Annotated in this window: 34 protein-coding genes and 1 pseudogene; 30 read left to right on the forward strand and 5 right to left on the reverse strand. The window is 40.8% G+C overall.

Features of this window, described 5'->3' with window-relative positions; translation table 11 throughout:
* The first annotated feature begins 5 nt into the window (after nucleotides 1-5).
* The 25 genes and pseudogenes from rplB (at nucleotide 6) to AC52J8_RS02265 (ending at nucleotide 13,286) form a co-directional block, all read left to right on the forward strand.
* Nucleotides 6-830 carry a 50S ribosomal protein L2 gene (rplB, locus tag AC52J8_RS02145; protein WP_002049686.1) on the forward strand — a complete coding sequence of 275 codons (825 nt, stop codon included), beginning with the start codon at nucleotides 6-8 and terminating at the stop codon, nucleotides 828-830.
* A 13-nt stretch (nucleotides 831-843) separates the two neighbouring features.
* The gene (gene rpsS / locus AC52J8_RS02150; protein WP_001138119.1) at nucleotides 844-1,119 is read left to right on the forward strand and encodes a 30S ribosomal protein S19; all 276 of its coding nucleotides are present in this window, start codon (nucleotides 844-846) and stop codon (nucleotides 1,117-1,119) included.
* An 11-nt stretch (nucleotides 1,120-1,130) separates the two neighbouring features.
* The gene (gene rplV / locus AC52J8_RS02155; protein WP_001982638.1) at nucleotides 1,131-1,460 is read left to right on the forward strand and encodes a 50S ribosomal protein L22; all 330 of its coding nucleotides are present in this window, start codon (nucleotides 1,131-1,133) and stop codon (nucleotides 1,458-1,460) included.
* Nucleotide 1,461: 1 nt separating this feature from the next.
* A pseudogene (rpsC, locus tag AC52J8_RS02160) lies at nucleotides 1,462-2,278 on the forward strand (30S ribosomal protein S3).
* Complete coding sequence (rplP, locus tag AC52J8_RS02165) at nucleotides 2,218-2,631, forward strand: 50S ribosomal protein L16 (RefSeq protein WP_002049688.1); 414 nt, start codon at nucleotides 2,218-2,220, stop codon at nucleotides 2,629-2,631. The pseudogene rpsC and the gene rplP overlap by 61 nt, the downstream one beginning before the upstream one ends.
* Nucleotides 2,631-2,828 carry a 50S ribosomal protein L29 gene (gene rpmC / locus AC52J8_RS02170; RefSeq protein ID WP_000849928.1) on the forward strand — a complete coding sequence of 66 codons (198 nt, stop codon included), beginning with the start codon at nucleotides 2,631-2,633 and terminating at the stop codon, nucleotides 2,826-2,828. Before rplP ends, rpmC begins: the two co-directional genes overlap by 1 nt.
* Nucleotides 2,825-3,082, forward strand: a complete 258-nt coding sequence (gene rpsQ, locus AC52J8_RS02175) for a 30S ribosomal protein S17 (protein WP_002116661.1) — start codon at nucleotides 2,825-2,827, stop codon at nucleotides 3,080-3,082. Before rpmC ends, rpsQ begins: the two co-directional genes overlap by 4 nt.
* Before the next feature lie 92 nt (nucleotides 3,083-3,174).
* Nucleotides 3,175-3,543: a 50S ribosomal protein L14 gene (gene rplN / locus AC52J8_RS02180; protein ID WP_001982634.1), complete on the forward strand. Its 369-nt coding sequence runs from the start codon at nucleotides 3,175-3,177 to the stop codon at nucleotides 3,541-3,543.
* Between the two features lie 9 nt (nucleotides 3,544-3,552).
* Nucleotides 3,553-3,870 carry a 50S ribosomal protein L24 gene (gene rplX, locus AC52J8_RS02185; protein ID WP_002116820.1) on the forward strand — a complete coding sequence of 106 codons (318 nt, stop codon included), beginning with the start codon at nucleotides 3,553-3,555 and terminating at the stop codon, nucleotides 3,868-3,870.
* 15 nt (nucleotides 3,871-3,885) lie between these two features.
* The gene (gene rplE, locus AC52J8_RS02190; RefSeq protein WP_002116961.1) at nucleotides 3,886-4,422 is read left to right on the forward strand and encodes a 50S ribosomal protein L5; all 537 of its coding nucleotides are present in this window, start codon (nucleotides 3,886-3,888) and stop codon (nucleotides 4,420-4,422) included.
* Between the two features lie 9 nt (nucleotides 4,423-4,431).
* On the forward strand, nucleotides 4,432-4,737 hold the full coding sequence (gene rpsN, locus AC52J8_RS02195; protein WP_002049689.1) for a 30S ribosomal protein S14: 306 nt from the start codon (nucleotides 4,432-4,434) through the stop codon (nucleotides 4,735-4,737).
* An 11-nt stretch (nucleotides 4,738-4,748) separates the two neighbouring features.
* Entirely contained in the window at nucleotides 4,749-5,144 is a 396-nt protein-coding gene (rpsH, locus tag AC52J8_RS02200) for a 30S ribosomal protein S8 (RefSeq protein ID WP_002049732.1), read from the forward strand.
* A 13-nt stretch (nucleotides 5,145-5,157) separates the two neighbouring features.
* The gene (gene rplF / locus AC52J8_RS02205) at nucleotides 5,158-5,691 is read left to right on the forward strand and encodes a 50S ribosomal protein L6 (protein WP_002116801.1); all 534 of its coding nucleotides are present in this window, start codon (nucleotides 5,158-5,160) and stop codon (nucleotides 5,689-5,691) included.
* 14 nt (nucleotides 5,692-5,705) lie between these two features.
* Nucleotides 5,706-6,056 (forward strand): 50S ribosomal protein L18, encoded by a 351-nt coding sequence (gene rplR / locus AC52J8_RS02210; protein WP_002049741.1) that lies wholly within the window; start codon nucleotides 5,706-5,708, stop codon nucleotides 6,054-6,056.
* A 2-nt stretch (nucleotides 6,057-6,058) separates the two neighbouring features.
* A complete protein-coding gene (rpsE, locus tag AC52J8_RS02215; protein WP_001141025.1) occupies nucleotides 6,059-6,556 on the forward strand; it encodes a 30S ribosomal protein S5 in 498 nt (165 codons plus the stop codon).
* Nucleotides 6,557-6,562: 6 nt separating this feature from the next.
* Entirely contained in the window at nucleotides 6,563-6,739 is a 177-nt protein-coding gene (gene rpmD / locus AC52J8_RS02220) for a 50S ribosomal protein L30 (RefSeq protein ID WP_000849088.1), read from the forward strand.
* Nucleotides 6,740-6,742: 3 nt separating this feature from the next.
* Nucleotides 6,743-7,183: a 50S ribosomal protein L15 gene (gene rplO / locus AC52J8_RS02225; RefSeq protein WP_002116985.1), complete on the forward strand. Its 441-nt coding sequence runs from the start codon at nucleotides 6,743-6,745 to the stop codon at nucleotides 7,181-7,183.
* A gap of 45 nt (nucleotides 7,184-7,228) precedes the next feature.
* Nucleotides 7,229-8,548, forward strand: a complete 1,320-nt coding sequence (gene secY, locus AC52J8_RS02230; RefSeq protein WP_014207743.1) for a preprotein translocase subunit SecY — start codon at nucleotides 7,229-7,231, stop codon at nucleotides 8,546-8,548.
* 20 nt (nucleotides 8,549-8,568) lie between these two features.
* On the forward strand, nucleotides 8,569-8,685 hold the full coding sequence (gene rpmJ / locus AC52J8_RS02235; RefSeq protein ID WP_000867907.1) for a 50S ribosomal protein L36: 117 nt from the start codon (nucleotides 8,569-8,571) through the stop codon (nucleotides 8,683-8,685).
* Between the two features lie 106 nt (nucleotides 8,686-8,791).
* Nucleotides 8,792-9,148 (forward strand): 30S ribosomal protein S13, encoded by a 357-nt coding sequence (gene rpsM / locus AC52J8_RS02240; protein ID WP_000090816.1) that lies wholly within the window; start codon nucleotides 8,792-8,794, stop codon nucleotides 9,146-9,148.
* Nucleotides 9,149-9,167: 19 nt separating this feature from the next.
* Nucleotides 9,168-9,554 carry a 30S ribosomal protein S11 gene (gene rpsK / locus AC52J8_RS02245; RefSeq protein ID WP_001040166.1) on the forward strand — a complete coding sequence of 129 codons (387 nt, stop codon included), beginning with the start codon at nucleotides 9,168-9,170 and terminating at the stop codon, nucleotides 9,552-9,554.
* Nucleotides 9,555-9,566: 12 nt separating this feature from the next.
* Nucleotides 9,567-10,193, forward strand: a complete 627-nt coding sequence (gene rpsD / locus AC52J8_RS02250) for a 30S ribosomal protein S4 (protein WP_000135204.1) — start codon at nucleotides 9,567-9,569, stop codon at nucleotides 10,191-10,193.
* Between the two features lie 17 nt (nucleotides 10,194-10,210).
* On the forward strand, nucleotides 10,211-11,218 hold the full coding sequence (locus tag AC52J8_RS02255) for a DNA-directed RNA polymerase subunit alpha (RefSeq protein ID WP_002116730.1): 1,008 nt from the start codon (nucleotides 10,211-10,213) through the stop codon (nucleotides 11,216-11,218).
* An 18-nt stretch (nucleotides 11,219-11,236) separates the two neighbouring features.
* Complete coding sequence (rplQ, locus tag AC52J8_RS02260) at nucleotides 11,237-11,614, forward strand: 50S ribosomal protein L17 (protein WP_002049717.1); 378 nt, start codon at nucleotides 11,237-11,239, stop codon at nucleotides 11,612-11,614.
* 181 nt (nucleotides 11,615-11,795) lie between these two features.
* On the forward strand, nucleotides 11,796-13,286 hold the full coding sequence (locus tag AC52J8_RS02265; protein ID WP_002116796.1) for a flavin-containing monooxygenase: 1,491 nt from the start codon (nucleotides 11,796-11,798) through the stop codon (nucleotides 13,284-13,286).
* 50 nt (nucleotides 13,287-13,336) lie between these two features.
* On the opposite strand, the gene AC52J8_RS02270 is transcribed toward AC52J8_RS02265, so the two are convergent.
* Nucleotides 13,337-14,509, reverse strand: a complete 1,173-nt coding sequence (locus AC52J8_RS02270; protein WP_017386981.1) for an acyl-CoA dehydrogenase family protein — start codon at nucleotides 14,507-14,509, stop codon at nucleotides 13,337-13,339.
* A 188-nt stretch (nucleotides 14,510-14,697) separates the two neighbouring features.
* Between AC52J8_RS02270 and AC52J8_RS02275 the strand changes: the two genes are divergently transcribed.
* The 5 genes from AC52J8_RS02275 to AC52J8_RS02295 all read left to right on the forward strand — a co-directional run bounded on the left by AC52J8_RS02275 (nucleotide 14,698) and on the right by AC52J8_RS02295 (nucleotide 20,245).
* Nucleotides 14,698-14,955, forward strand: a complete 258-nt coding sequence (locus AC52J8_RS02275; RefSeq protein ID WP_002117064.1) for an FAD assembly factor SdhE — start codon at nucleotides 14,698-14,700, stop codon at nucleotides 14,953-14,955.
* A 6-nt stretch (nucleotides 14,956-14,961) separates the two neighbouring features.
* Nucleotides 14,962-15,351 (forward strand): hypothetical protein, encoded by a 390-nt coding sequence (locus tag AC52J8_RS02280; RefSeq protein ID WP_086399324.1) that lies wholly within the window; start codon nucleotides 14,962-14,964, stop codon nucleotides 15,349-15,351.
* A 770-nt stretch (nucleotides 15,352-16,121) separates the two neighbouring features.
* Nucleotides 16,122-17,210, forward strand: coding sequence for a hypothetical protein (locus AC52J8_RS02285; RefSeq protein WP_014207738.1), 1,089 nt, complete (start codon nucleotides 16,122-16,124; stop codon nucleotides 17,208-17,210).
* Nucleotides 17,211-17,294: 84 nt separating this feature from the next.
* Nucleotides 17,295-17,870 (forward strand): rhombosortase, encoded by a 576-nt coding sequence (gene rrtA, locus AC52J8_RS02290; protein ID WP_140157903.1) that lies wholly within the window; start codon nucleotides 17,295-17,297, stop codon nucleotides 17,868-17,870.
* A gap of 179 nt (nucleotides 17,871-18,049) precedes the next feature.
* Nucleotides 18,050-20,245, forward strand: a complete 2,196-nt coding sequence (locus tag AC52J8_RS02295; protein ID WP_017400431.1) for a TRAP transporter large permease subunit — start codon at nucleotides 18,050-18,052, stop codon at nucleotides 20,243-20,245.
* Nucleotides 20,246-20,406: 161 nt separating this feature from the next.
* Here AC52J8_RS02295 and AC52J8_RS02300 read toward each other — a convergent pair whose 3' ends face one another.
* The 4 genes from AC52J8_RS02300 to rnr all read right to left on the reverse strand — a co-directional run bounded on the left by AC52J8_RS02300 (nucleotide 20,407) and on the right by rnr (nucleotide 25,706).
* Complete coding sequence (locus AC52J8_RS02300) at nucleotides 20,407-20,838, reverse strand: hypothetical protein (RefSeq protein ID WP_068613735.1); 432 nt, start codon at nucleotides 20,836-20,838, stop codon at nucleotides 20,407-20,409.
* An 11-nt stretch (nucleotides 20,839-20,849) separates the two neighbouring features.
* On the reverse strand, nucleotides 20,850-21,059 hold the full coding sequence (locus AC52J8_RS02305) for a YheV family putative zinc ribbon protein (RefSeq protein WP_002117042.1): 210 nt from the start codon (nucleotides 21,057-21,059) through the stop codon (nucleotides 20,850-20,852).
* Nucleotides 21,060-21,099: 40 nt separating this feature from the next.
* On the reverse strand, nucleotides 21,100-23,154 hold the full coding sequence (locus AC52J8_RS02310; protein WP_086399323.1) for a M3 family metallopeptidase: 2,055 nt from the start codon (nucleotides 23,152-23,154) through the stop codon (nucleotides 21,100-21,102).
* Nucleotides 23,155-23,288: 134 nt separating this feature from the next.
* The gene (gene rnr, locus AC52J8_RS02315) at nucleotides 23,289-25,706 is read right to left on the reverse strand and encodes a ribonuclease R (RefSeq protein ID WP_197738962.1); all 2,418 of its coding nucleotides are present in this window, start codon (nucleotides 25,704-25,706) and stop codon (nucleotides 23,289-23,291) included.
* Nucleotides 25,707-25,818 lie beyond the last annotated feature (112 nt).

Here is a 25,818-nt window from a genome sequence, read left to right on the forward strand (position 1 = left end):
AAATTATGCCGATTCAAAAATGTAAGCCAACGTCTCCAGGACGTCGCTTTGTAGAGAAAGTGGTTCATGACCATCTTCACAAAGGCGCTCCTTACGCACCGTTGGTTGAAGCTAAAAAACGTACTGGTGGTCGTAATAACAACGGTCACATTACTACTCGTCACGTTGGTGGTGGTCATAAACAACACTACCGTATCGTTGACTTCAAACGTAACAAAGACAGCATCCCAGCTGTTGTAGAGCGTATTGAATACGATCCAAACCGTACAGCACATATTGCTTTGTTGAAATATGCTGATGGTGAGCGTCGTTATATCATCGCACCTAAAGGCTTACGTGCTGGCGATAAAGTACAATCTGGTAACGATGCTCCAATTCGTCCAGGTAACTGCTTGCCACTTCGTAATATGCCGATCGGTTCTACACTTCATAACGTTGAACTTAAAATTGGTAAGGGTGCGCAATTAGCGCGTTCTGCTGGTGCTTCTGTTCAGTTGTTGGGTCGTGATGGTTCTTACGCAATTATTCGTCTTCGTTCAGGCGAAATGCGTAAAGTACATGTTGAATGCCGCGCTGTAATTGGTGAAGTTTCTAACCAAGAAAACAACCTTCGTTCATTGGGTAAAGCTGGTGCTTCGCGCTGGCGTGGTGTTCGTCCTACCGTACGTGGTATGGCGATGAACCCGATTGATCACCCGCACGGTGGTGGTGAAGGGCGTAACAAAGGTATTCAACCTGTAAGCCCATGGGGTCAAAAAGCTAAAGGGTACAAGACACGTACCAATAAGCGTACGACTAAGATGATTATTCGCGACCGTCGCGTCAAGTAAAGGAATCTGACTAATGCCTCGTTCTCTGAAAAAAGGCCCATTCGTCGATGCGCACTTGTTCGCTAAGGTTGAAGCGGCTGTTGCTAGTAACTCTCGCAAGCCGATTAAAACTTGGTCTCGTCGTTCGATGATCCTTCCAGATTTTGTTGGTTTAACAATTTCTGTTCATAATGGTCGTAACCACGTTCCAGTAATTGTTACTGAGCATATGGTTGGTCATAAACTCGGTGAATTCGCGCCAACTCGTACCTATCGTGGTCACGGTGTTGACAAGAAATCTAAACGTTAATAGGTGTCATGATGGAAGTAACTGCTAAATTACGCGGTGCCGCTATCTCGGCACAGAAAGCACGTTTGGTTGCAGATCTTATTCGCGGCAAATCTGTTGCGCATGCTTTAAATATCTTAAACTTCAGCAATAAAAAAGCTGCTGTTTTAGTAAAAAAAGCATTGGAATCTGCGATTGCAAACGCTGAACACAATAACAGTTTAGATGTTGACGATCTTAAAGTATCTACGATTTACGTTGACGAAGGCATGAGCCTTAAACGTATTATGCCACGTGCTAAAGGCCGTGCAGATCGTATTACTAAGCGTACTTGTCACATCACCGTTAAGGTAGGGGTTTGATATGGGTCAGAAGGTTCATCCAATCGGTATCCGCCTAGGTGTTGTGAAACGTCATAACGCTAACTGGTATGCGAATCCGAAACAATACGCTGAATACTTGCTTAAAGATCTTCAAGTTCGTGAGTTTTTAACTAAAAAACTTAAGAATGCGATGGTAAGCAACATTCTTATCGAACGTCCATCAGGCGCTGCTAAAGTAACTATTAGCACAGCTCGTCCTGGTATCGTAATCGGTAAAAAAGGCGAAGATATTGAGAAATTACAGCGCGAACTTACCAGCATTATGGGTGTTCCAGCGCAAGTAAGTATCAACGAAATTGATCGCCCAGACTTAGATGCGCGTTTAGTTGCTGAAGCAATCGCTTCTCAATTAGAAAAGCGTGTAATGTTCCGTCGTGCTATGAAGCGTGCGGTTCAAAACACTATGCGTGCTGGTGCTAAAGGTATCAAAGTTGAAGTGTCTGGCCGTTTAGGTGGTGCAGAGATTGCTCGTACAGAATGGTATCGTGAAGGTCGTGTACCTTTACATACGCTACGTGCAGACATTGACTATGCAACTATGCGTGCAGAAACAACTTACGGTACGATTGGTGTTAAAGTTTGGATTTTCCGTGGCGAGATTTTAGGTGGCATGAAACAAGTCATGAACCCTGCTCCTGCTGAAGATCGTCCAGCTAAACGTGGTCGTGGTCGTGGTGAAGGTCAAGAGCGTCGTGGTCGTCGCGGTGACCGTGCTGCTGACAAGGGAGAATAATCCATGTTGCAACCTAAACGTACCAAATTCCGTAAGGTGCACAAAGGCCGTAATACTGGTCTAGCGCATCGTGGTAGTACAGTATCATTTGGTTCGATTGCAATCAAAGCAACTGAACGTGGTCGTATGACTGCTCGTCAGATTGAAGCTGCACGTCGTACTATTAGCCGCCGTATTAAGCGTGGTGGTAAAATCTTTATTCGCGTATTCCCGGATAAACCAATTACTCAAAAGCCTCTTGAAGTGCGTATGGGTAAAGGTAAGGGTAGCGTGGAGTACTGGGTTTGCCAGATCCAACCAGGTAAGATCCTGTACGAAATTGAAGGTGTGAACGAAGAATTAGCGCGTGAAGCATTTGCTTTAGCTGCTGCTAAACTTCCGTTTAAAACCACTATCGTGACTCGGACGGTAATGTAATGAAAACTAAAGATCTACGTGAAAAATCGGTAGAAGAGTTGAAAGCTTTGCTTGATGAGCAACAGCTTAATCAATTCCGTCTTCGTATGGCGAAAGCAACTGGTCAGTTGGGTAAATCGCATGAAGTGCAAGTTGCTCGTAAGACAATTGCTCGTATTAAGACACTCCTTACCGAAAAACAGGGGAACGGACAATGAGTGAAAAAACAGTCCGCACGTTAACCGGCAAAGTAGTAAGCGACAAAATGGACAAGTCTATTGTTGTTCTTATCGAACGCCGCGTTCAACACCCGTTGTATGGCAAATCAATTCGCCGTTCAACTAAGTTACACGCTCATGATGAGAACAATGTTGCTAAACTTGGCGATGTTGTGACCATTAAAGAAAGCCGCCCAATTTCTAAAACTAAAGCTTGGACTTTAGTGGAAGTAGTTGAAGCAGCTGCTGAGTAATTCGACGTTCTTGTTGCATCATCGGTCAATTTCGAGTACTCTTTGAGCCTTTCGAAATTGTGACCGGTGATGCTCGGTTTTGGAGTAGGGCAATGATTCAAACCGAAACTATGCTCGACGTAGCAGACAACAGTGGTGCTCGCCGCGTACAATGTATTAAAGTACTTGGTGGTTCACATCGTCGTTATGCTTCTGTTGGCGACATTATTAAAGTTACTGTAAAAGAAGCAATCCCACGCGCACGTGTTAAAAAAGGTGACGTGATGAATGCGGTTGTAGTTCGTACTAAATTCGGCATTCGTCGTCCAGATGGTTCTGTGATCCGTTTTGATGATAATGCTGCAGTTATCCTGAACAACAACAAAGCTCCGATTGCTACTCGTATCTTCGGACCAGTGACTCGTGAACTTCGTACTGAACAGTTCATGAAAATCATTTCATTGGCTCCTGAAGTTCTATAAGAGGCAATCATGGCTAAGATTAAAAAAGGCGATCAGGTTATCGTGATCGCAGGTAAAGAAAAAGGCAAACAGGGTACTGTATTGTCTGTTTCTGAAGACCGCGTTAAGGTTGAAGGCCTTAACTTAGTGAAGAAGCATCAAAAGCCGAATCGTGTAACTGGCGCTGAAGGCGGTATCGTTACTCAAGAAGCTTCGCTTCATATTTCAAACGTGGCAATTTTAAATGCTACAACCCAGAAGGCTGACCGTGTTGGTTACCAAGTGATTGATGGCGTGAAAACTCGCGTTTATAAATCAAATGGTGAATCAGTGGCGGTAGCGAAGTAATAGGTTGAAAAGGCAATGGCCAGACTTAAAGCACGTTACAACGAAGAACTTAAAGCGAAGTTACAAGAAGAACTTAGCATTAAGAACGTGATGGAAATTCCACGCATCACAAAAATTACCCTAAACATGGGTGTAGGCGCAGCTGCAACTGATAAGAAATTATTAGATGGCGCTGTAGTCGACATGCAATTAATTGCTGGTCAAAAACCAGTAATTACACTTGCTCGTAAATCTATCGCTGGTTTCAAAATCCGTGATGGTTGGCCGATTGGTTGTAAAGTTACTTTACGTGGCGACCAAATGTACGAATTCTTGGACCGTTTGATCTCAATCGCAATCCCTCGTATCCGTGACTTCCGTGGTTTCTCTTCGAAATCATTTGATGGTCGTGGTAACTACTCAATGGGTTTGAAAGAGCAAATCGTTTTCCCTGAAATCGATTTCGATAAGATTGATCGTATTCGTGGTATGGATATTACTATTACTACGACTGCTCGCACCGATGACGAAGGCCGTGCGCTTATGCGTGCATTCGGCTTCCCGTTCAAATAAGAGGTCGATATGGCTAAGAAAGGTATGATTAATCGCGAATTGAAACGCGAAAAAACAGTTGCTAAATACGCTGCAAAACGTGCTGAATTAAAAGCTACGATTGCAAACGTAAATGCAAGTGAAGAAGAGCGTTTCGAAGCGATGTTAAAGTTACAAGCATTGCCACGTAATGCATCTCCGGTACGTCTTCGTAACCGTTGTGGTTTAACTGGTCGTCCTCATGGTTACTTCCGTAAGTTCGGTTTAAGCCGTAACAAATTACGTGACACAGTAATGCAGGGTGATGTACCAGGCGTTGTTAAGGCAAGCTGGTAAGGAGCGACTAAATGAGTATGCAAGATACCGTTGCCGACATGCTAACACGTGTTCGTAACGCACAAATGGCTAAGAAACAAACTGTTTCTATGCCTTCTTCTAAGTTGAAAGTTGCAATTGCAAACGTACTTCAACAAGAAGGTTATATTTCAAATGTAGAAGTTGCTCAAGAAGAGACAAAATCTACTTTGACAATTACTTTAAAATATTTCGAAGGCAAACCAGTTATCGAAATGGTTAAACGCGTAAGCCGTCCAGGTCTTCGCCAATACCGTGGTAAAGATAAACTTCCAAGCGTTAAGCAAGGTTTAGGTATTGCAATTGTTTCTACAAGCAAAGGCATCATGACTGATCGCGCTGCACGTGCTGCGGGCGTTGGTGGTGAAGTTATTGCTTTTGTTTCTTAATAGGTGATTCCTCATGTCTCGTGTGGCTAAAGCCCCAGTAACTGTACCTAATGGTGTAGCAGTTACTCAGAACGGCCGGCAGGTCGAAGTGAAAGGCAGCAAAGGTACATTGTCTTTCAACCTGCATGCGCTGGTCGAGCTAAAACAGGAAGAAGGTAAACTTCAACTTGCTCCAGTTAAAGAATCGAAAGATGCTTGGATGCAAGCTGGTACTGCTCGCGCTGTATTGAATAACCTTGTTAAAGGGGTTAGTGAAGGCTTCGAACGTAAGTTGCAGCTAGTTGGTGTTGGTTATAAAGCTGCGGTTAAAGGTACTGTTGTAAACCTTAACCTTGGTTTTTCACACCCAATTGACTACGCTTTACCTGAAGGTGTAACAGCGGAAACTCCAACTGCTACTGAAATCATTTTGAAATCAGCAAACAAGCAGTTGTTAGGTCAAGTAGCGGCAGAAATCCGTGCATATCGTTCTCCTGAACCATATAAAGGTAAAGGTGTTCGTTATTCGGATGAAGTCATTCTTCGTAAAGAAGCTAAGAAGAAATAAGGCGCGAGGTTCTTATGAACGAAAAGAAACAATCCCGTTTGCGTCGTGCGAAAAGCACACGCTTGCACATTCGTGCATTGGGTGCGACTCGTTTGTGTGTAAACCGCACTCCGCGTCACATCTATGCTCAAGTTATTTCAGCAGATGGTGGCAAAGTTTTAGCGCAAGCTTCAACTTTGGATGCATCTTTACGTAGCGGTACTACAGGTAATGTAGACGCGGCTACTAAAGTAGGCGCTTTAATCGCAGAGCGTGCGAAAGCAGCTGGTGTAACTAAAGTTGCATTTGACCGTTCTGGTTTTAAATATCATGGTCGTATCAAAGCCTTGGCTGATGCTGCTCGTGAAAACGGCTTGGAGTTCTAATCATGGCTAAAGTTGAACAAAACGAAGGTCTTGTTGAAAAGCTGGTTGCCGTTGATCGTGTAGCCAAAGTTGTTAAGGGTGGTCGTATCTTCTCTTTCACAGCATTAACTGTTGTGGGTGATGGTAATGGTCGTGTTGGTTTTGGTCGTGGTAAAGCTCGTGAAGTTCCAGCTGCTATTTCTAAAGCACTTGAAGCTGCACGTCGCAACATGATTACTGTAGACCTTGCAGGTACTACTTTACAACACCCTGTGAATGCTCGTCATGGTGCAAGCCGTGTATATATGCAACCTGCTTCTGAAGGTACTGGCGTAATCGCTGGTGGCGCTATGCGTGCCGTTCTAGAAGCTGCAGGTGTACATAACGTACTTGCTAAATGTTATGGTTCTACTAATGCTGCAAACGTAGTAAACGCAACTTTCAAAGGTTTGCGTGATATGACTTCTCCTGAGAAAGTCGCTGCGAAACGTGGTAAATCAGTAGAAGAAATTCAAGGGTAATCAATCATGAAAACGATTAAAGTTACCCAGACTAAATCTTCTTCACATCGCTTGAAAAATCACAAGCTTTGCTTACAAGGTTTAGGTCTGCGTCGTATTGGTCATACTGTAGAAGTGCAAGATACGCCTTCTAACCGCGGTATGATCAACAAAGTCTACTATATGGTTAGTGTAGAGGAATAAGCCATGACTCTGCGTTTAAATGAACTTGCGCCTGCAGAAGGTGCAAAACGTGAACACCGTCGTTTAGGCCGTGGTATCGGTTCTGGCGTTGGTAAGACTGGTGGCCGTGGTGTCAAAGGTCAAAAATCACGTAAAAGTGGTGGCGTTCGTCCAGGCTTTGAAGGCGGTCAAACTGCGATTTATCGTCGTTTACCTAAATTCGGTTTCACTAGCCAAATCGCTTTAAAAACTGCTGAAGTACGTTTATCTGAGTTAAGCAAAGTTGAAGGCGACATCGTTAGCCTAGAAACTTTGAAAGCTGCGAATGTTGTTCGTCGTGACCAAATTCGTGCTCGTATCGTACTTTCTGGTGAAATCACTCGTGCATTCACTGTTCAAGGTGTTGCATTGACTAAAGGCGCTAAAGCTGCGATTGAAGCAGCTGGCGGTAAAGTCGAGGAGTAATCTCGAGTGTCTATGTCTCCTAGTTCTTCAGGTCATGTCAACATGATGAAAGGTCAGCCATTTCATGTGAAATACCGTGAAATTATTCGCCGGATGAGTTTTCTAATCGGTGCATTGCTGGTCTTTCGACTAGGAGCGCATATTCCAGTACCAGGCATTAATAATGCTGCGTTAGAAAATTTATTTCATGCGAACCAAGGAACTATTCTTGGGCTATTCAATATGTTTTCTGGCGGTGCTTTAGAGCGAATGTCTATTCTTGCTTTAGGGATTATGCCGTACATTTCTGCGTCAATTATTGTGCAGTTAATGTCTACTGTAATTCCATCACTTGAAGCCTTGAAAAAGGAAGGTGAGCAAGGTAAGCGTAAAATTAATCAGTATACGCGTCAGGGCACATTGTTGCTTGCAGTGGTTCAAGCAGTTGGTATGTGCGCAGGTTTGATTGGTCAGGGTATTACTCTGTCAGTTGGTCTTGCGTTTTATATCCCAGCAGTAACTTCACTTGTCGCTGGAACTATGTTCTTAATGTGGCTAGGTGAGCAAATCACTGAAAGAGGTATTGGTAACGGTATCTCAATGATTATTTTTGCAGGTATTGTTGCTGGTTTGCCTAAACTAATTATGCAATCAGTTTCTTCTGTAGATAATGGTCAGACAAGTTTAATTGGTCTTGTAATTTTTGGTCTTTTGTCTTTAGGTGTATTGGCAGCTATTGTGTTTATTGAAAAAGCACAACGTCGCATTCCAGTAAACTATGCGCAAAAGCAACAAGGGCGTCGTATATTTACAGCACAGCAGACGCATTTGCCATTAAAAATTAATATGGCTGGTGTTATTCCTGCGATTTTTGCAAGTTCTTTACTCTTGTTCCCAGCAAGTCTTGGTCAATGGGTGGGAAGTGCAGATCCAAATGCTGGTTTTATTAAAAGCAGCTTACAAGATTTAGCTTTAGTATTGTCGCCTGGACAGCCTTTGTATTTGGTGCTCTTTGGTGCGTTAATTATCTTTTTCTGTTACTTTTATACGGCTTTAGTATTTAGCCCTAAGGAAGTATCAGAAAATCTAAAACGCAGCGGAGCTTATGTGCCTGGTATTCGCCCAGGTGAGCAAACTGCTCGTTACTTAGATCATATTCTTAATCGTTTGACGTTTATTGGTGCGATTTATATTACGGTCATTTGTTTAATGCCAATGATTCTACAAAGCTCTTTTGGGATTCCATTCTATTTGGGTGGTACCTCATTATTGATCGTAGTTGTCGTGGTTATGGACTTTATGGCTCAGCTACAAGCGCATTTAACATCTCATCAATATGATAATCAAACATTAATGAGAAAAACGACTGCTCATCCTAAGGGATAAGCGCACTTAGAGGTTTCATCATGAAAGTACAAGCTTCTGTAAAGAAAATTTGTGGTAGCTGTAAAGTTATCCGTCGTAATGGGGTTATTCGCGTAATTTGTAGCGCAGAACCTCGTCATAAGCAGCGTCAAGGTTAATCTAATCAAGACCTGTTGATTTCAGTAGGCGAATTGGGTTAATATCCGCCCCTCAAGATTTTTGTGGGGCGGTTGATTATCTCTACTGCCTTTTTGGAGAAAGTGAATGGCTCGTATTGCCGGTGTAAACATTCCGGATAACAAGCATGCTGTTATCTCCCTCACTTACATCTTTGGTATCGGTCGCCACACTGCTAAGAATATCTTAGCTACAGTTGGTATTACTGAAACTACTAAGATCCGTGAGTTGGACGATGCTCAGCTTGATGCGATTCGTGCAGAAGTTGCTAAGGTTCCTACCGAAGGTGACTTACGTCGCGAAATTTCCATGAACATTAAACGTTTAATGGATTTGGGTTGCTACCGCGGCCTTCGCCATCGTCGCAGCTTGCCTGTCCGTGGTCAACGCACCAAAACTAACGCACGTACCCGTAAAGGTCCGCGCAAACCGATTAAAAAGTAAGATTTCTGGAAGCTAAAAGATGGCTAAAGATACTCGCACACGCAAGAAGGTCACTCGTACCGTCTCTGAAGGTGTTGCACACATTCACGCGTCTTTTAATAACACCATTGTTACGATTACTGATCGTCAAGGTAATGCATTGGCTTGGGCCACCTCAGGTGGACAAGGCTTCCGTGGTTCACGTAAATCAACTCCGTTTGCTGCTCAGGTAGCTGCTGAAGTTGCTGGTAAAGCAGCTTTAGATTACGGTTTGAAAAATCTGGATGTTCTTGTAAAAGGTCCTGGTCCAGGTCGTGAGTCTGCGGTTCGTGCATTAGGCGCAGTGGGTTATAAGATTAACAGCATTACCGATGTGACTCCAATTCCTCACAACGGTTGCCGTCCACCTAAAAAACGTCGCGTGTAAGGAGAAACATTCATGGCTCGTTATATTGGTCCAAAATGCAAACTCTCTCGCCGCGAAGGGACAGACCTGCAACTTAAATCTGGCGTTAAACCATTTGACGTCAAAACTAAAAAAGCTAACAAAGCACCTGGTCAACATGGTCAGGCACGCGGTGGTAAGCAATCTGAGTATTCACTACAATTACGTGAAAAACAAAAAGTCCGTCGTATTTACGGTGTGTTAGAACGTCAATTTAGTAACTACTATAAAGAAGCAGCTCGTGTTAAAGGCGCAACAGGTGAGAACTTGTTGAAATTGCTTGAAAGCCGTCTTGATAACGTTGTTTATCGCATGGGTTTTGGTTCTACACGTGCAGAAGCTCGTCAGTTAGTAAGTCACCGTAGCATTACTTTGAATGGTCGTCGTGTAAACATCGCATCTATTCAAGTTAAAGCTGGTGATGTAATTGCGGTTCACGAAGGTGCTAAACAACAATTGCGTATTAAAAACGCGATTGAGTTAGCTGCACAACGTGGTATTCCAGCTTGGATCGAAGTTGATCATTCTAAGCTTGAAGGTACGTTTAAAGCTGCACCAGATCGTTCTGATTTACCTGCTGAAATCAACGAAAGCTTGATTGTAGAATTGTATTCTAAATAATCCTTGAGGTAGCAATAATGACGCGTACTGCAAACGAGTTTCTAACTCCGCAAGCGATCAAGGTCGAAGCGGTAAGCGGGACCTCGGCAAAAGTGATTCTAGAACCTTTAGAGCGTGGTTTTGGCCACACTCTAGGTAATGCTTTACGTCGCATTCTATTGTCTTCTTTACCTGGCGCTGCTGTGGTTGAAGTAGAAATAGAAGGTGTCGAGCACGAGTACAGTACTTTAGAAGGCTTGCAGCAGGACATCGTCGAGCTCTTGCTGAACCTAAAAGGATTGTCTATTAAGCTGTTCGATCAAAATGAAGCATATTTAACATTAGAAAAACAAGGTCCTGGCGATATTACTGCTGCTGACCTTCGTTTACCTCATAATGTTGAAGTGGTTAACCCAGAACATTTAATCGGTACTTTAAGTGCTTCAGGCTCATTAAAAATGCGCTTGAAAGTTGCTCAAGGTCGCGGTTATGAAACATCTGATTCTCGTTTCCCTGAAGGTGAAACACGTCCTGTTGGTCGTTTGCAATTAGATGCTTCTTATAGTCCGATTAAGCGTGTTTCTTACACCGTTGAAAATGCGCGTGTAGAACAACGTACCGATTTAGATAAACTGGTAATCGACCTCGAAACAAATGGAACGGTTGATCCTGAAGAAGCAATCCGTAAAGCGGCAACAATTCTGCAACAACAAATTGCAATTTTTGTTGATCTTCAGAAAGACCAAACTCCAGTTGCTCAAGAGCCTCGTGAAGAAGTTGACCCAATCTTGCTTCGCCCAGTAGATGATCTAGAGCTTACTGTTCGTTCTGCTAACTGTTTGAAAGCAGAAAATATTTACTACATTGGTGATCTTGTTCAACGTACTGAAGTTGAGTTATTAAAAACTCCTAACCTTGGTAAAAAATCGTTAACAGAGATCAAAGATGTTTTGGCATCGAAAGGCTTACAACTCGGTATGCGTCTTGAAAACTGGCCACCAGCTAGTCTTCGTATGGACGACCGTTTTGCCTATCGTAGCCGTTAATTAAGTAGGACTATCACCATGCGTCATCGTAATAGTGGTGTGAAATTAGGCCGTACAAGCAGCCATCGTAAAGCGATGTTCCAAAACTTGGCTAATTCTTTATTTGAACACGAGTTGATCAAAACAACTGTGCCTAAAGCTAAAGAATTACGTCGTGTTGCTGAGCCTTTAATCACTCTAGCAAAAAACGATACTGTAGCAAATCGTCGTTTAGCATTTGCTCGTACTCGTAATGCTGCAACTGTTGGTAAATTATTTACCGTACTCGGCCCTCGTTACAAAGAACGTAACGGCGGTTATCTACGTGTTCTTAAAGCGGGCTTCCGTGCTGGTGATGCAGCACCGATGGCTTACGTTGAGCTTGTAGATCGTGAAGTAAACACTTCAGCTGAATAATTGATTTTATTCAAAAAAGACCGGTTTTATACCGGTCTTTTTTATTTCTAGTCACAAAATAAATTATAAAAATGTCCTCAAGTGACATAAAAAAGCAGATAAACGGTCAAACTTGACATTGTGTATTGTCAAAATTGTGTTTTAATAAACTTATATTCTCAACAATGGGTATAAAAATAAAATGGAAAAGCAAGTTGATATTTTAATCATTGGCGCAGGTATTTCAGGAATCGGAATCGCTGCCCATTTGTCAAAAAATTCACCTCAAAGACAATTCGAGATTTTAGAACGTCGTGAGTCTTTTGGTGGAACATGGGATCTTTTCCGTTATCCTGGTATCCGTTCAGATTCAGATATGTCTACTTTTGGTTTCAACTTTAAGCCATGGTGTAAAGCGAATGTATTAGCTGATGGTGCTTCTATTAAAGGATATTTAGGTGAAGTAATTAATGAATTTAAATTAAAAGAAAAAATTCATTTTGGTCATCGCGTACTTTCTGCTAATTATGATTCGGCTTCAAAAAAATGGCAGGTTGTAGTCGAAGATAGCAATAAAAAACAGCAGACTTGGATTGCCAACTTTGTTGTAGGTTGTACAGGTTACTATAATTATGATCAGGGTTATGCGCCTTCTTTCCCAAATCAAGAAGCATTTAAAGGGCAACTCATTCATCCACAGCATTGGCCTGAAAACTTAGATTACACAGGTAAGAAGGTGGTTATTATTGGTAGTGGTGCAACAGCGATTACTTTAGTACCAGCAATGGCTAAAGGTGGGGCAGGTCATGTGACCATGTTGCAACGTTCACCAACCTATATTGCTAGCGTTCCTTCTATCGATTTCATCTATGAAAAAACGCGTAAATTTATGTCTGAAGAGGCAGCTTATAAATTTACCCGTGCCCGCAACATTGGTATGCAGCGCGCTATTTATGCGTTGTCTCAGAAACATCCTAAAACTGTACGTCGTTTACTTTTAAAAGCAATTGAAGTGCAGCTTAAAGGTAAGGTTGATATGAAGCATTTTACACCTTCATACAATCCTTGGGATCAACGTTTATGTGTAGTGCCAGATGGGGACTTGTTTAAGATTTTACGTGAAGGCAAAGCAAGTGTAGAAACTGATCAGATCGAGAAATTTACTGAAAAAGGTATTTTACTTAAATCTGGCAAACATCTTGATGCTGATATCGTTGTTTCTGCAACAGGATTACAGGTTCAGATTATGGGTGGAGTCCAAGCGACTCTTGATGGGAAACCAATCAACTCATCTGAACATATGCTTTATAACGGCATAATGCTAAGTGATGTGCCGAATATGGCTATGATTATTGGCTATGTGAATGCCTCATGGACACTCAAAGTAGATATCGCTGCCGAATATATTTGTCGCTTATTAAACTATATGGACAAAAATAGTTATGATGAAGTGATTCCATCGGGTGATAAGACTGTGATGGAAGAAGATACTGTAATGGGTAAACTATCTTCAGGTTATATTAACCGTGCAGCACATGAACTTCCTAAACAAGGTAAGCGTGCTCCATGGCAGGTGACTAATAACTATTTAGAAGATAGAAAATCTTTGAAAAATGCAAAATTTGAAGATGGCATTCTTCATTTCCATAAGCGTTCTGAAGCGAATGAGCGTAAACCAAAATTAGTATCTTAAGTCGTATTAAATAAGAAAAGGGGCGTAATGCCCCTTTTCTTATGAAACTATTAAAGTGTTCTTGAAATTAATTCTTTCATGATTTCATTTGTACCTGCATAAATTCGATTTGCTCGATGATCAATGTATGCACGTGCAATTGGATATTCAAGCATATAGCCATAACCACCATGCAATTGAAGGCACTCATCTACAATCTTCGAGAACATATCAGAAATTTTATATTTAGCAGCAGCTGCAGCTTCTACACTTAATTTTTCTTCAAGTTGTAATTCCATACAACGATCTAAATATGTCCGGCAGAAATCGATTTCTGTTCTAAGTTCAGCAAGTTTAAAACGTGTATTTTGAAATGCACCAATAGGTTTACCAAATGCTTTTCGATCTTTTGTATATTGAACAGTATGTGCAAATGCTGCTTCAGCACCTGCCTGACAAATAATAGCAACTAACATTCGTTCCCATGCTAATTCTTTCATGAGCATGATAAAGCCCATACCTTCCATGCCTAAAAGGTTTTCTTTAGGAACGCGAACATTATCAAAGAATAATTCGCAGGTATCTTGGCCTTTCATACCAATTTTGTTTAGAGGTTTACCTTTACTAAAACCAGCACGATCTGCTTCTACAATAATTAAGGATAAGTTCGCCGAACCTTTATCACTATTGCCAGTCTTACAAACGACTACGGCCATGTCGCATAAGTAGCCATTCGTAATAAAAATTTTAGAGCCATTAATGACATATTCATCACCATCAAGTACGGCGGTTGTTCTTACCGCTTGTAAATCTGAACCAGTGCCTGGTTCCGTCATTGCAATAGCAGTAACAACTTCTCCAGTTGCCATTTTGGGTAACCATTTTTGTTTTTGCTCTTCATTACCAAAATTATTAACGTAATTAGCAACAATATCGGAATGTAGAGAAAAACCAGTACTTGAGTCCATCGCATATGCTTGTTCTTCTATAAGAATCATACTGTATAGGCGATCTACCCCAGAGCCACCATATTCCTCTGGCATTGTGGTGCAAAGAAGACCTAATTCTCCAGCTTTATTCCAAAGATCTCGGTCAACATGTTGCTGTTTTTCATATTTTTCTATATTGGGAACGACTTCCTTTTCATAGAATTTACGCACTGTCTCACGGAAGGCTTCGTGTTCTTCATTGAATAATTGTCTTGGTAACATATTTGGAATAGGACGGATGGCACCAGATTGCATTTGTATTTCTTCCTTGGTTCAGGTGTGATGTTATGCCCTAAACATACGTAAGCATTTCATGCCCTACAATGTGATGAATGCTCAATTATGCGGATAAGATGATAAATTTGGTCAATTTGATATTTTTAGCGATCTTTAGGATGTGATCAGGTAAACTAGGCGCACTATCAACACAGATGGGGACGTAAATGTCTGACGAAATGACCTTGGAAGAACGTAAAGTAATTTATCGAGCACGCCGCGGCTTAAAAGAAATTGACGTCTATTTTGACCCGTATGTAAAAAACTATTATTTAAAAGCTGATCCGGCAGAAAAAGCATTATTTGCAGAGTTAGTCGATCAAGAAGATCCAGATTTATTAGATTGGTTCATGGAAGTTTCTGAACCTCCACGTACTGAGTTACGTGAATTTATTTATAAACTAAAACAGTATGTGCATGGCTAAACTGTTTTGATAAAAGAATTAAATTTTGAGCTGAAATATAGTCGTGTCTCGGTAGTATTTCAGCTTTTTGTTGGTTTGGGTTTAGCAATTCTGCTTTATCAATTATTAACACCCATGTGGTGGCTATGCGCTGTCATTCTTCTATTTATTGGTTTTATTTTCTTTTTAAAGCAAGTACAAATATCTCAAATTGAATATTTAGATCAAAAATTATGGTCGGTTGCATATTTCTCGGAAAAAGAAATTTACCGTGCAGAAATTACTAAAATAATTGATTATCAGCTATTTGTAGTTATTTATTTTGAAGAGACTCCTACGAATATAGCTATTGTTTGGTTCGATCAGCTTCCTATTCAGCAGTGGAAAAGATTAAAAGTTTTAGAAAAACTCTATTAATTGTTCGACAATTCTACAATTGTATATTTATTTAAAAACCATAAAAAACAAAAACTTAATAATTTTTTTCTTCATTAAACTTCGGATTGTCTAATTAGAATATAGAAAAAAGCCAAGGAAAGACAATTGTCTGACAATTTCACCTATGGGTAGCTATTTGATCGGTTAAAGTACAAACACCAACGTAAAGTGTGTCGGAGGTCTCAAAATGGAGATGCCAACATGGTCGTTCTTGGTCATTGCCATAATTCTGGCAGTGGTGATAGGAAGAGCAGGAACTTTACTCAGGGAACATCTTAACAAAGTTAGTTTTAACAAGGTTAAGAGACAGAGGATGCAAGGTCGTCGATCAGTCAATTATTAAAATTGGTTAATCGATTAATTTCATCAAGTGTCCAGTTTATAACTGGGTGCGATTGTAGTAAGGAGGTCTCTCATGGAGATTTCAATGTGGATGTTTCTGTTAATTGCAGTTGTTATGGCTGTAGTAGTAGGAAGAGCAGGAACTTTACTTAAGGATTATATAGAACAAAAATAATATAAGCCGTTAAAAGCTTATCCCAGTTAATAAGTAGCATGTGCTGAACCGTCGCAATGCTACTTTTTTTTGCCTAAAATTTCTGTTTCCTCGAAAAACTGTCAATTTTATCTGCTGTGAAGTGTGTCAAAGTATAAGCGCTACAATTAGAGTAATTACTCTTTTATTCAAGATATGCATCTGCTAATGTACATCTGAAAAGGAAAAAACAAATTACATAGAGGACAGGAAGATGTCTAAAGTCCAAAAAATAAGCCAAGGTTTGGCGGTGAGTTTTCTTGCAGCTTCAGTTTTATCAGGTTGTTCATACGTCGTGAAAACCGGAGCAAATGTTGCTCTAGGTTTTACGGAAAAGCACGTCGTTCCACCTATTTTGGCAATGCAAGATGCTGAAATGGTATGTAATACCGGTAGTGCGTTAACACCTGCAATCATGTCTACTAAAGGGATGGGTGCAGATCCGACACGTGTTGCAGTATTAATGTATGCAGCATCAGGTGTATGTGCGGAAAATCAAGCTTTAGAACAAGAACTGCGTTATTTACGTGCTTCAAAAGCAGGTCAAGTGACAGAAGCCCAAGATGCACGTATTGCACAGAAGCGTTGGGCAGCAATTGCAGCTGAACGTCAGTATACAGGCTATAAGTTATTTGCTGATCGTTGGGAATCTAAATATAAATATCACTTAGGTGACTCTTGCCCAACGATGCGTAATGATACTGATCAAACCGTTTATTTGCTTGGCATGATCAGTGGTCTTCAGGCTGTGACCAACGATATTAACTCAGGCGGCGCAGTCAATGTTCCTAAAGATATTGCTGCTATTGTAGAGCGTGGCATGGTTTGTCTAGATAATGAAAAATTCTGGGGCGCACCTAACGCAACGCGTGCTGTTATCTGGACTTTATTGCCAGGTGCTGATGAAGGGAAACCTGATCCATACCAAACTTTAAAACAGTCAATTCAGATTGGTGAGAAAAAAGGTGTTCGCTTATCTCATGCCTTATATGCCGTAGCTGCTCAAGCAAGCGGTGATGATGCAAAAATCCGTGATGCATTAAGATCTTATGCAGCGTCTCAAGCTGATGACAAACCTGTCAATCCTAACTTTAAGTTAATTGATAGTATGGCTGGCCTTATTGTACGTGGTATCTCTGACCGTTACTGGACTGAACATACTGGTGTACGTACCGGAGATGATGGTATGTCTCATTTCTGGGATGATAAGAATGAAGGTGCAGCAGAGCTAGATGAGTTGTTTGATGGGGGAGCCGCTTCAGAAGTTCCTGCTGATTCATCTGCTCCACCAGCAGCGCAGTAAAGAATATTTGAAAGGCTAACTTCTTGCGAGTCTATTGTTAAGTTCTACAATAATCGTAAGAAGTTTAATTTCAAGGAGTGTGCCATGAAGGATCATGTACTGAATAGTAAAGTGCTTTTGGTCGCAGTGTGCATTTCCATATCTGCTTGTCTACAGGTGTTTCCTGATACTTTTATTTATTGGCGCGAAAGTTTACTTGGCGAATTCTGGCGTTTATGGACTGCTCATTGGGTACACGTTGGATGGGTTCATTTCCTTTTAAATATGATGGCATTCGCCTGTTTACCCTTTATCTTTCCACATACAAAAGCATGGCATCTTCTAAGTCTACTTTTACTATTGCCACCCTTTATTAGTTTGGTGTTCTACTTTTATTTACCTTATATCGAAGCTTATGCAGGCTTGTCTGGTGCCTTACATGGGCTATATACAGCGGTTGCTTTAGTCTATCTGCAATATCGTAAAGAGCGAAATTTTGCTTTGCTGGTTTTAGGGTTAATTATTGCCAAACTTATATGGGAAAACACTTTTGGGCAAACAGGAACCGCTCAGTTAATAGGGAGTCCAGTTTTAACTGAAGCTCACCTATATGGAGCAATTGGTGGCGCAATCTTTGGAGGATGCTATTGGCTTTTCCAGAGATTAAAAAAGAAACATTGACAATACAAACTGTTAAAAAAGAGATTTTAGTCATTCTTTATTAACAAAGTTTGATGCAAATTTGATCGTTGAATAAAGGGATTGGTAGAAGGGGGATGGATTTAACCCCTGACCAAGAAAAATTGCATGACTCAATTCTTTAATTTTTAGGGACTTGAGAGAACAAAATTGGAATATTTATGCAAGAACATCAAGAAAAAAGATCTGGATTAGGTCTGCTGGGTTATATCTGGAACGAATGGATCTCAACATTCGTCATCCTCATTCTGCTATTAATGACGCTAATTATTGGTACCGGGGAAATGATCCACGGACAATTATTACGTATCGGGGAACGTCTTTATGGCGACCCTGCTACAGGTATGCAATATTCTTTTTTGCGTGCTGAGCCTGAAAAGCCAACTTGTGATCGACATCCAAATATCGAGGCTCAAGTAAAAGAACAAATGAAAGCGAATGCGTCTGATGATTTCGCGAGTTTCTTTGGTGCAGCATCGGAAAGTGATGTCCGTGCATCACTACTCGCAGCGCAGCAACAATGTGATGAAAAATATCAGGCATATGATAAAACTATTAAATATATCGAAGCTAACCCAGGGGTACGTACTTACCGTGCTATCGAGACTGGTTTCTTTGGTATTTTTAAATTTGGTACAGAAAACCGTGCCATTTTACTGGTCTTTATGGTTCTGATTTCTGCGATTACTGCATCGTTGAAATATCACCATATTGGCTTGCGTAACCCAGCAACAAAAATAGATTACAAAGTGTATTCCCTATTTATGTTGATTGGTAATGCGCTGCTTAGTACCTCTGTCATTAGTCAGTATCGTTCAGTCATAAATTCTGGGGTAACACCTACCTATGAAACAGTAACGATTTACTGGATCTGGATGATTCTATTTGTTGTTCTGACTTTAATTAGTTTGTATCAATTATTTGTTTCACCTCCACCAAAGCGTGAAGGCGGGAATATAGGCTTAGCCTTATTATCGGTGCCTTTATACGCTTACATGGCCCTAATTACAGGTATTGTATTTACATTCTTTATGGATTATCCAATGGGGCAAGGGATTTACCTTGGTTTATTGGTTGAGTTCTCGGGTATCTTCTTAAACCTTGCCTTGTTTATTTGGGCAGGTATGCTTTTAACTCAAACACGCGTTATGGACTTGTTCCTTAATGTGCTTCGTCCATGGAACTTGGCGCCAGAAACCTTAACTTGGTTAATTCTAATTGCTGCTGCTGTACCCACAGCCTATACAGGTGCATCAGGCATTTTCGTTATCGCAGCAGGTGCAATTATTTATAAAGAAGTCTGGAATGCGGGTGCTCGCCGTCAATATGCTTTGGCTGTGTCTGCCATGTCAGGTTCTTTAGGGGTAGTTGTACGTCCATGTCTACTGGTCGTTTTAATTGCAATGCTTGATAGCCGTCATGTTACGTCGGATGAGCTGTTTGGGCATGGTATTTATGTATTTTGGTTAACTGCATTTATTTTCTTGGGCGTTTCACTACTTTTGGCTGAAGAAAAATTCCGTGTGAATTCACCAAAAGTTGCGATTCCGGGCATGATGCGTGCCTTTGTACCCGTAATTCCATACATTCTGATCACTGCTGTTGTTCTTGCGATCTATAAATATGCACTAGATACAGGAATGAATGAATTTACTGCACCAGTAATTTTGCCATTAGTCCTGATCGCAATGATCTTGTATGACAAATTAGTTGCAACAAAAGAAGCACCTGCAATCAATATTCATGAAGCGATTGTTCGTGAACACGAACAAAAATCACCATTTCTTCGTGCACATGATCCGCATAGCTCTCAATACCGTCTCGGTTTTGGTGGAGCACTTCGTTTTGCGACCTCAGAAACTGTAGGCCATATCGGTGCTTTAATTATCTTGATGGCATTGTCCGCAAGTGTAGGTGGTTTAATTGAACGCTCTGAAGTAGTCGAATTATTACCGACTCATTTGGGCAGTATTTACATTTCACTTGCATGTATTGCGCTATTACTTGCCATTATTGGTATGTGTACAGATCCATTTGGTGCTGTAATTTTAGTTGCTGCAACCATTGCACCTGTGGCATACGAAAATGGTATTCATCCAATTCATTTCTGGATGATTGTGTTGGTTGCATTCGAATTTGGCTACGTAACACCACCAGTTGCCTTGAATCATCTACTTACGCGGTTGTCCGTCGGAGATGATGAAGTGAACGCTGCTGATGCTGAAGCGAAAGAGAAATATACAAGCTTCTACTTCCGTTATGAGCGCTGGTTGCTACCAATTATTGTCTTGTTCTCATCATTGGTATTAGTGACTTATGTGCCATACGTATTTAAGTTATTCGATTGGTATAAATAACTTAAATCAAAGTATTGGTTATACAAAAAAGCCTTCCTAAATGGAGGGCTTTTTTAATAAATAGATTAAGTAAATCTAGAACAAGATGATTAGAATTATTTAAATTTGAAAAAAAGCTAAAGATGTACAGCTTTAGCTTTTTTTAAGAGTTCATTGAAAAACTATTGCTGTTTAAGCTGAGCTTCAAGCAATTTAACTTGTTCTTCTTTGAGTTTAGTTAGTTGATCCGCATCTGCATGCTGAGCTTTTAAGGTGGCTTCCTGATCTTTTAGCTGGCGATGAATATCTTCAAGTTTAGATACTTCTTCTTTTGCTAAAGACTCTTGGGCAGGGACAGGCTCTTTAAGTACATTTTCACTAACAAGTTGCTGAGAGCTTGCATTTTCAGCTAAGGGTTCAGAACTTGGTAATGGCTCAGCCGATTTCGGTTTAGTAGGAGCAGGAGTCGAGACAGGTTGTGGATCAACCAGTGGTGCTGACGACTCGGTTTTTTTAAAAAACCATTGCGCTGCAAAAAAAAGCACTACGAGAATGCTTAAGCCCCCAATTAAAATCCATAATAATTTTGAGTTTTGTTTTCTTTGTAGTGGCATGTTTAAGACCTTTAGTCGGGACGACGTGGCTTGAACTGTATTACCCCAATTTCATCCGGTTCAGCAGGTGTTTCAGGCTCATCAACATGAGTCGGACGATTTTCGCTATAACCGCATTCGATACATTCAATCCATTCGTCTTCTGCGGTGGTTAGCATGATAATCCGATCCATGGCTTCACATTTTGGACATTTTGCCCCAGCAATGAAACGTTTTTTCATCTTTATCACCCTAACCACACGATCAATTTAGGCCCATAGTTTAAGCGGTTTTGTTGTCATTCGTCCAACCTTGATGACGTAACAATGCGTCAATTTTAGGCTCGCGTCCACGGAAATTAACAAATGCCTCAAGCGCAGTGTCTTTTCCACCCACAGCTAGAATTGCCTGACGGAATTCTTTACCCGTTTGAGTGTTAAAAATGCCTTCATTTTCAAAACGATCAAATGCATCGCTCGCTAAGACTTCTGCCCATTTGTAAGAGTAATAACCTGCGGCATAACCGCCCGCAAAAATATGACTAAAACTATGTTGGAAACGGTTGTAGTCGACAGTAGGAACGACCGCATAATGCTTACGAATATCGTTTAAGGTTTGCTGAATTTGCTCACTGTTCAGGGCAGGTGTCTTGGTATGAATGGTCAAGTCAAATAATGCAAATTCAAGCTGACGTAAAGTTTGCATACCAGATTGGAAGAATCGAGCATTTAATAAAGCATCTAGTAATTCTTGTGGCAAAGTCTGTTTACTATCGATGTGTTCACTTAATACATCTAGGCTTTCTTTATCCCATGACCAGAATTCCATAAACTGGCTTGGTAATTCTACTGCATCCCAAGCAACACCATGAGTTCCTGCAACCGAGATATTATCTACTTCGGTCAACATATGATGTAAACCATGTCCGAACTCATGGAACAAAGTAATCACTTCGTCATGAGTCAATAAAGCAGGTTGGTCACCTACTGGAGGAGTAAAGTTACACACCATATAGCAAATTGGTTTTTGTAAGCCATGAAGTGTTTGCATGCGCGAGCGGAAGCCGTTCATCCATGCGCCACCACGTTTACCTGTACGTGCATAGATGTCAAAAAAGAAGCCACCAATCACTTGACCTTGGTCTTCTAATTCAAAATAACGTGCATCTGGATGCCAGACAGGTGCTTGTCTTTCGATAATATTAATACCGTATAGGCGCTGCACAATCTGGAATAATCCCTGAACAACTTTAGGTGCAGGGAAATAAGGTTTTAAAGCTTCTTGAGATAGGTTGAATTGTTGCTGTTTCAGCTTTTCAGAATAGTAAGTTGTATCCCAAGGTTTAAGCTCATCCACACCATCTTGTTTAGCAATATCTTGAAGTTCGGCAACTTCTTGAAGCGCAGGAGCGCGCGCATGCTCTGCTAGGTCAACCAAAAACTCATGTACTGTTTTTACGTCTGGTGCCATTTTACTTGCCAGAGAATATTCAGCATAGTTATTGAAACCAAGTAGTTTCGCCATTTCCTGACGAAGGCTCAAAATTTCTTCCATAATTTTGCTGTTATCAAACTCAGTTGGTTCAGACTGATCAGATGCTCGAGTCACATAAGCTCTATAAAGCTCTTCTCGCAATGCACGGTCATCTGCATAAGTCATAATTGCAAAATATGCTGGGAAATCTAGGGTTGCTACAGCTTGGTCAAGTTCACGTTGTTTGCCGTACTGTTTTAATAACTCAATATTACTTGCTGGAAGACCTTTTAGCTGATCTTCGGTAAGTGGTTTAAAGTAAGCTTGTGTTGCATCAAGTACGTGGTTTGAAAAATCAGAAGAAAGCTGTGAAAGACGCGCAGAAATCTCTGCATAACGTTTTTTCTCTTCACCCTCTAAGGCTACACCTGAAAGTTTAAAGTCTCGTAAAGCTAAACGAATAGCACTTTGTTGGGCTGGGCTAAGAGATGTATAACCTTGACCATCATGGATGTGTTGATAGGTTTGATAAAGCGCCGTGTGTTGACCAAGCTGAGTGTAATATTCACTTAATGCTGGTAATAAAGATTGATAGACTTCTCTCGTTTCTGCATTGCTCATTACCGCGTTTAAATGCGATAAAACACCCCATGATTCACTTAGATTATTTTCAAGTGTATCGACTTGCTCAAGTACAGAAAGTTGCTGAGCTACATCTGTAGGTGCAGCCGTAAGAGTATTTAAAAATTCCTGACCTGCTTGGATTGCTTGTTGAATGTCTTGTTTTAAATTTTCTAATTCAATTTGGTCAAAACGCGGAGTTGGTAAAGTCGCTTGCTGTAAAGTCATTGCTAATAGCCACATTATTTTTTAAACATGGTATTAGATGTAGGTCCTCTCAAGTCGGAAATCAAGCTTAATGTGTAAAATAACCCTTTTAAAAAGAAATAAGCCTCCAATTGGAGACTTATTTCTGAAGTGTGATAATTATTTACTCACTATTCAGCCTTTGATTTTGCATTCGACTTTTTCTTTTTAGGCTTAGATTTTTTCTTCACCTTTTCTGATTTAGTCTCGGCTTTTGCTGAGGTTTTCTTACCAGATTTTTTGGTGTAAGAACTTGGCTTACTTTTTTCTTTCTTTTTGTGAACAGGTCGCTCACCATCACTACTGACAGTTGGTTTACTGAAAACTTCTTCAGTCGCCTGCGTAGTAGTTTTAGTCGTACGCGGCGCACGGCTACGAACTACTCGGCCTGCATGGGTAACTTGCTTAATGAGCTGGAAGTCAATTTTACGTTCTTCCAGATTGACACCAGCGACCTGAATTTTAACTTCATCGCCCAAACCAAAGACTTGACCACGATTTTGACCTACTAGATTTTGACTCGCTTGGTCATAAATAAAGAAGTCATCGCCGAGTTGGCTAATATGAATCATACCATCGACATATAAATCTTTCAGTGTCACGAATAAACCAAATTCGGTCACCGCACTTACAATACCAATGAATTCATCACCTAGATGCTGCTGCATGTAGTGACATTTCAACCAAGTTGTTACGCTACGAGAAGCTTCATCAGCACGGCGCTCTGTTTGAGAGAAATGTTCACCTGCATCATCTAGTGCAGCACCAGAGAGTGGGTAAGGCTTTTGTTTCAAGTGTGCTTTAATGGCACGGTGTAACAATAGGTCTGGGTAACGGCGAATTGGCGAAGTGAAATGCGTATAAGCTTCATAAGCCAAACCATAGTGCCCTGCATTTTTAGCGCCATAATAAGCTTGCATCATTGAACGTAATAAGACGGCATGAATACTTGATGCATCAATGCGATCTTTGGTTGCTTCAATTACTCTTTGATAGTCTGCTTGAGTTGGTTGGTCAGGGAAGGGTAGACCCAGTAATTTAACAAAGTCTTTTACTTTCTGAATACGTGAGAACTCTGGAGCTTCATGCACGCGATACAACATTGGAACATCATGTTCTAATGCATATTCAGCCGCAGCAACGTTAGCAAGTAACATGCACTCTTCAATAAGTTTATGTGCTTCATTACGTGTACGTGGCAAAATTTCTTTAATCCCGCCTAGCTCATCAAAAGTCATGTAAGTTTCAATGGTTTCAAATTCCATTGCATGACGATCAGCACGTAAATTTTTCAAAATCTGATAAAGCTGGAAAAGCGTATTTAACGATTTATGAACATCACGGTCTTTTGGAATCGCATCTGTTGCGCCGTCAAAATATTGTGCTACCTGTGTATAGGTCAAACGCGCTTTTGAATGCATCACTGATGGATAAAAATCGTAACCAGTTACACGGCCTGTACGAGAGAGTTTCAAGTCACAGACCATACATAAACGGTCTACATGAGGGTTTAGAGAGCATAAGCCATTTGACAATGCCTCTGGTAGCATCGGTAATACGAAATGCGGGAAGTATACCGAAGTACCACGTTCCTCAGCTTCTTCATTGAGGGCTGAGTCTAAGCGTACATAATGGCTAACATCAGCAATTGCGACAACTACACGATAACCGCCACCTGGACGTTTTTCAGCATAAACCGCATCATCAAAATCTCGAGCATCTTCACCATCGATCGTAACTAATGCTAAATCTCGTAAATCAATGCGGCCTTCACGGTCTTGAGCAGATGGTTCTTTAAAGCTTTCAGCTTCTTTTATAACTTCATCTGGAAATTCGTAAGGTAAGCCAAACTCAAGAATAGTCTGCGGAATAATAATTTCTGTATCAGCTTTGTCGGCCATAGATTGAATAATATGCGCCGTCGCAAATTCTTCACGAGTCGGATAACTATCTATTGCGACACGTAGCATATCGCCAACATTTGCTTCAGCATGCGTTACCAGTTCTTTTTCTAAAGGAATAGGCTGGTGCTGATTTGGATTGTTGGGCTGAATAAAATATTCGCCATCATGAACCGACAATTTACCAATTAATTGTTTAACACGATGTTGTAAAACTTCTGTGATAAATCCCCAAGGTTTGCCTTTACGATCAACTGAAGTCTGTCGCACTCTAACTCGGTCACCGTTAAAGACTAAACGTAATTCACGTTCAGGAAGTAAAAGGTCACTTTGACCATCAATATGTGCTGTGCCTAAACCTTTACTATTGATATAAACAGTTGCTTCATAGGTCGGTTGATCTGCCACCAACTGAAATTTAAACCCGTCTTTCATGATTTGACCGTCACGAACCATAGCACTTAAGCGATGACTGAGTGCTTCAATACTTTTTTGGTCATGAATATTAAAATGATCGACAAGTTCTGCATGAGATTGCGGTGTCTGCAATTGTTCCAATGTATCTAAAATAAGAGTACGGCTTGGAATAGGATTGTCATAACGTTCAGCTTCAGCTTTCGCTTCGGGGTCAGCCCAGTTTTTTGTCATGTCGTTTGGTTTCACGCTTGGCAGATAAGTTTAGCATAAGTCATGCAGACCCGAACTGCACGTTTAGGTTTGCAATAATGTGTTATGCACTACAGTATTTTGATGAAGAAAT

The organism is Acinetobacter sp. S-1, from assembly GCF_059579785.1.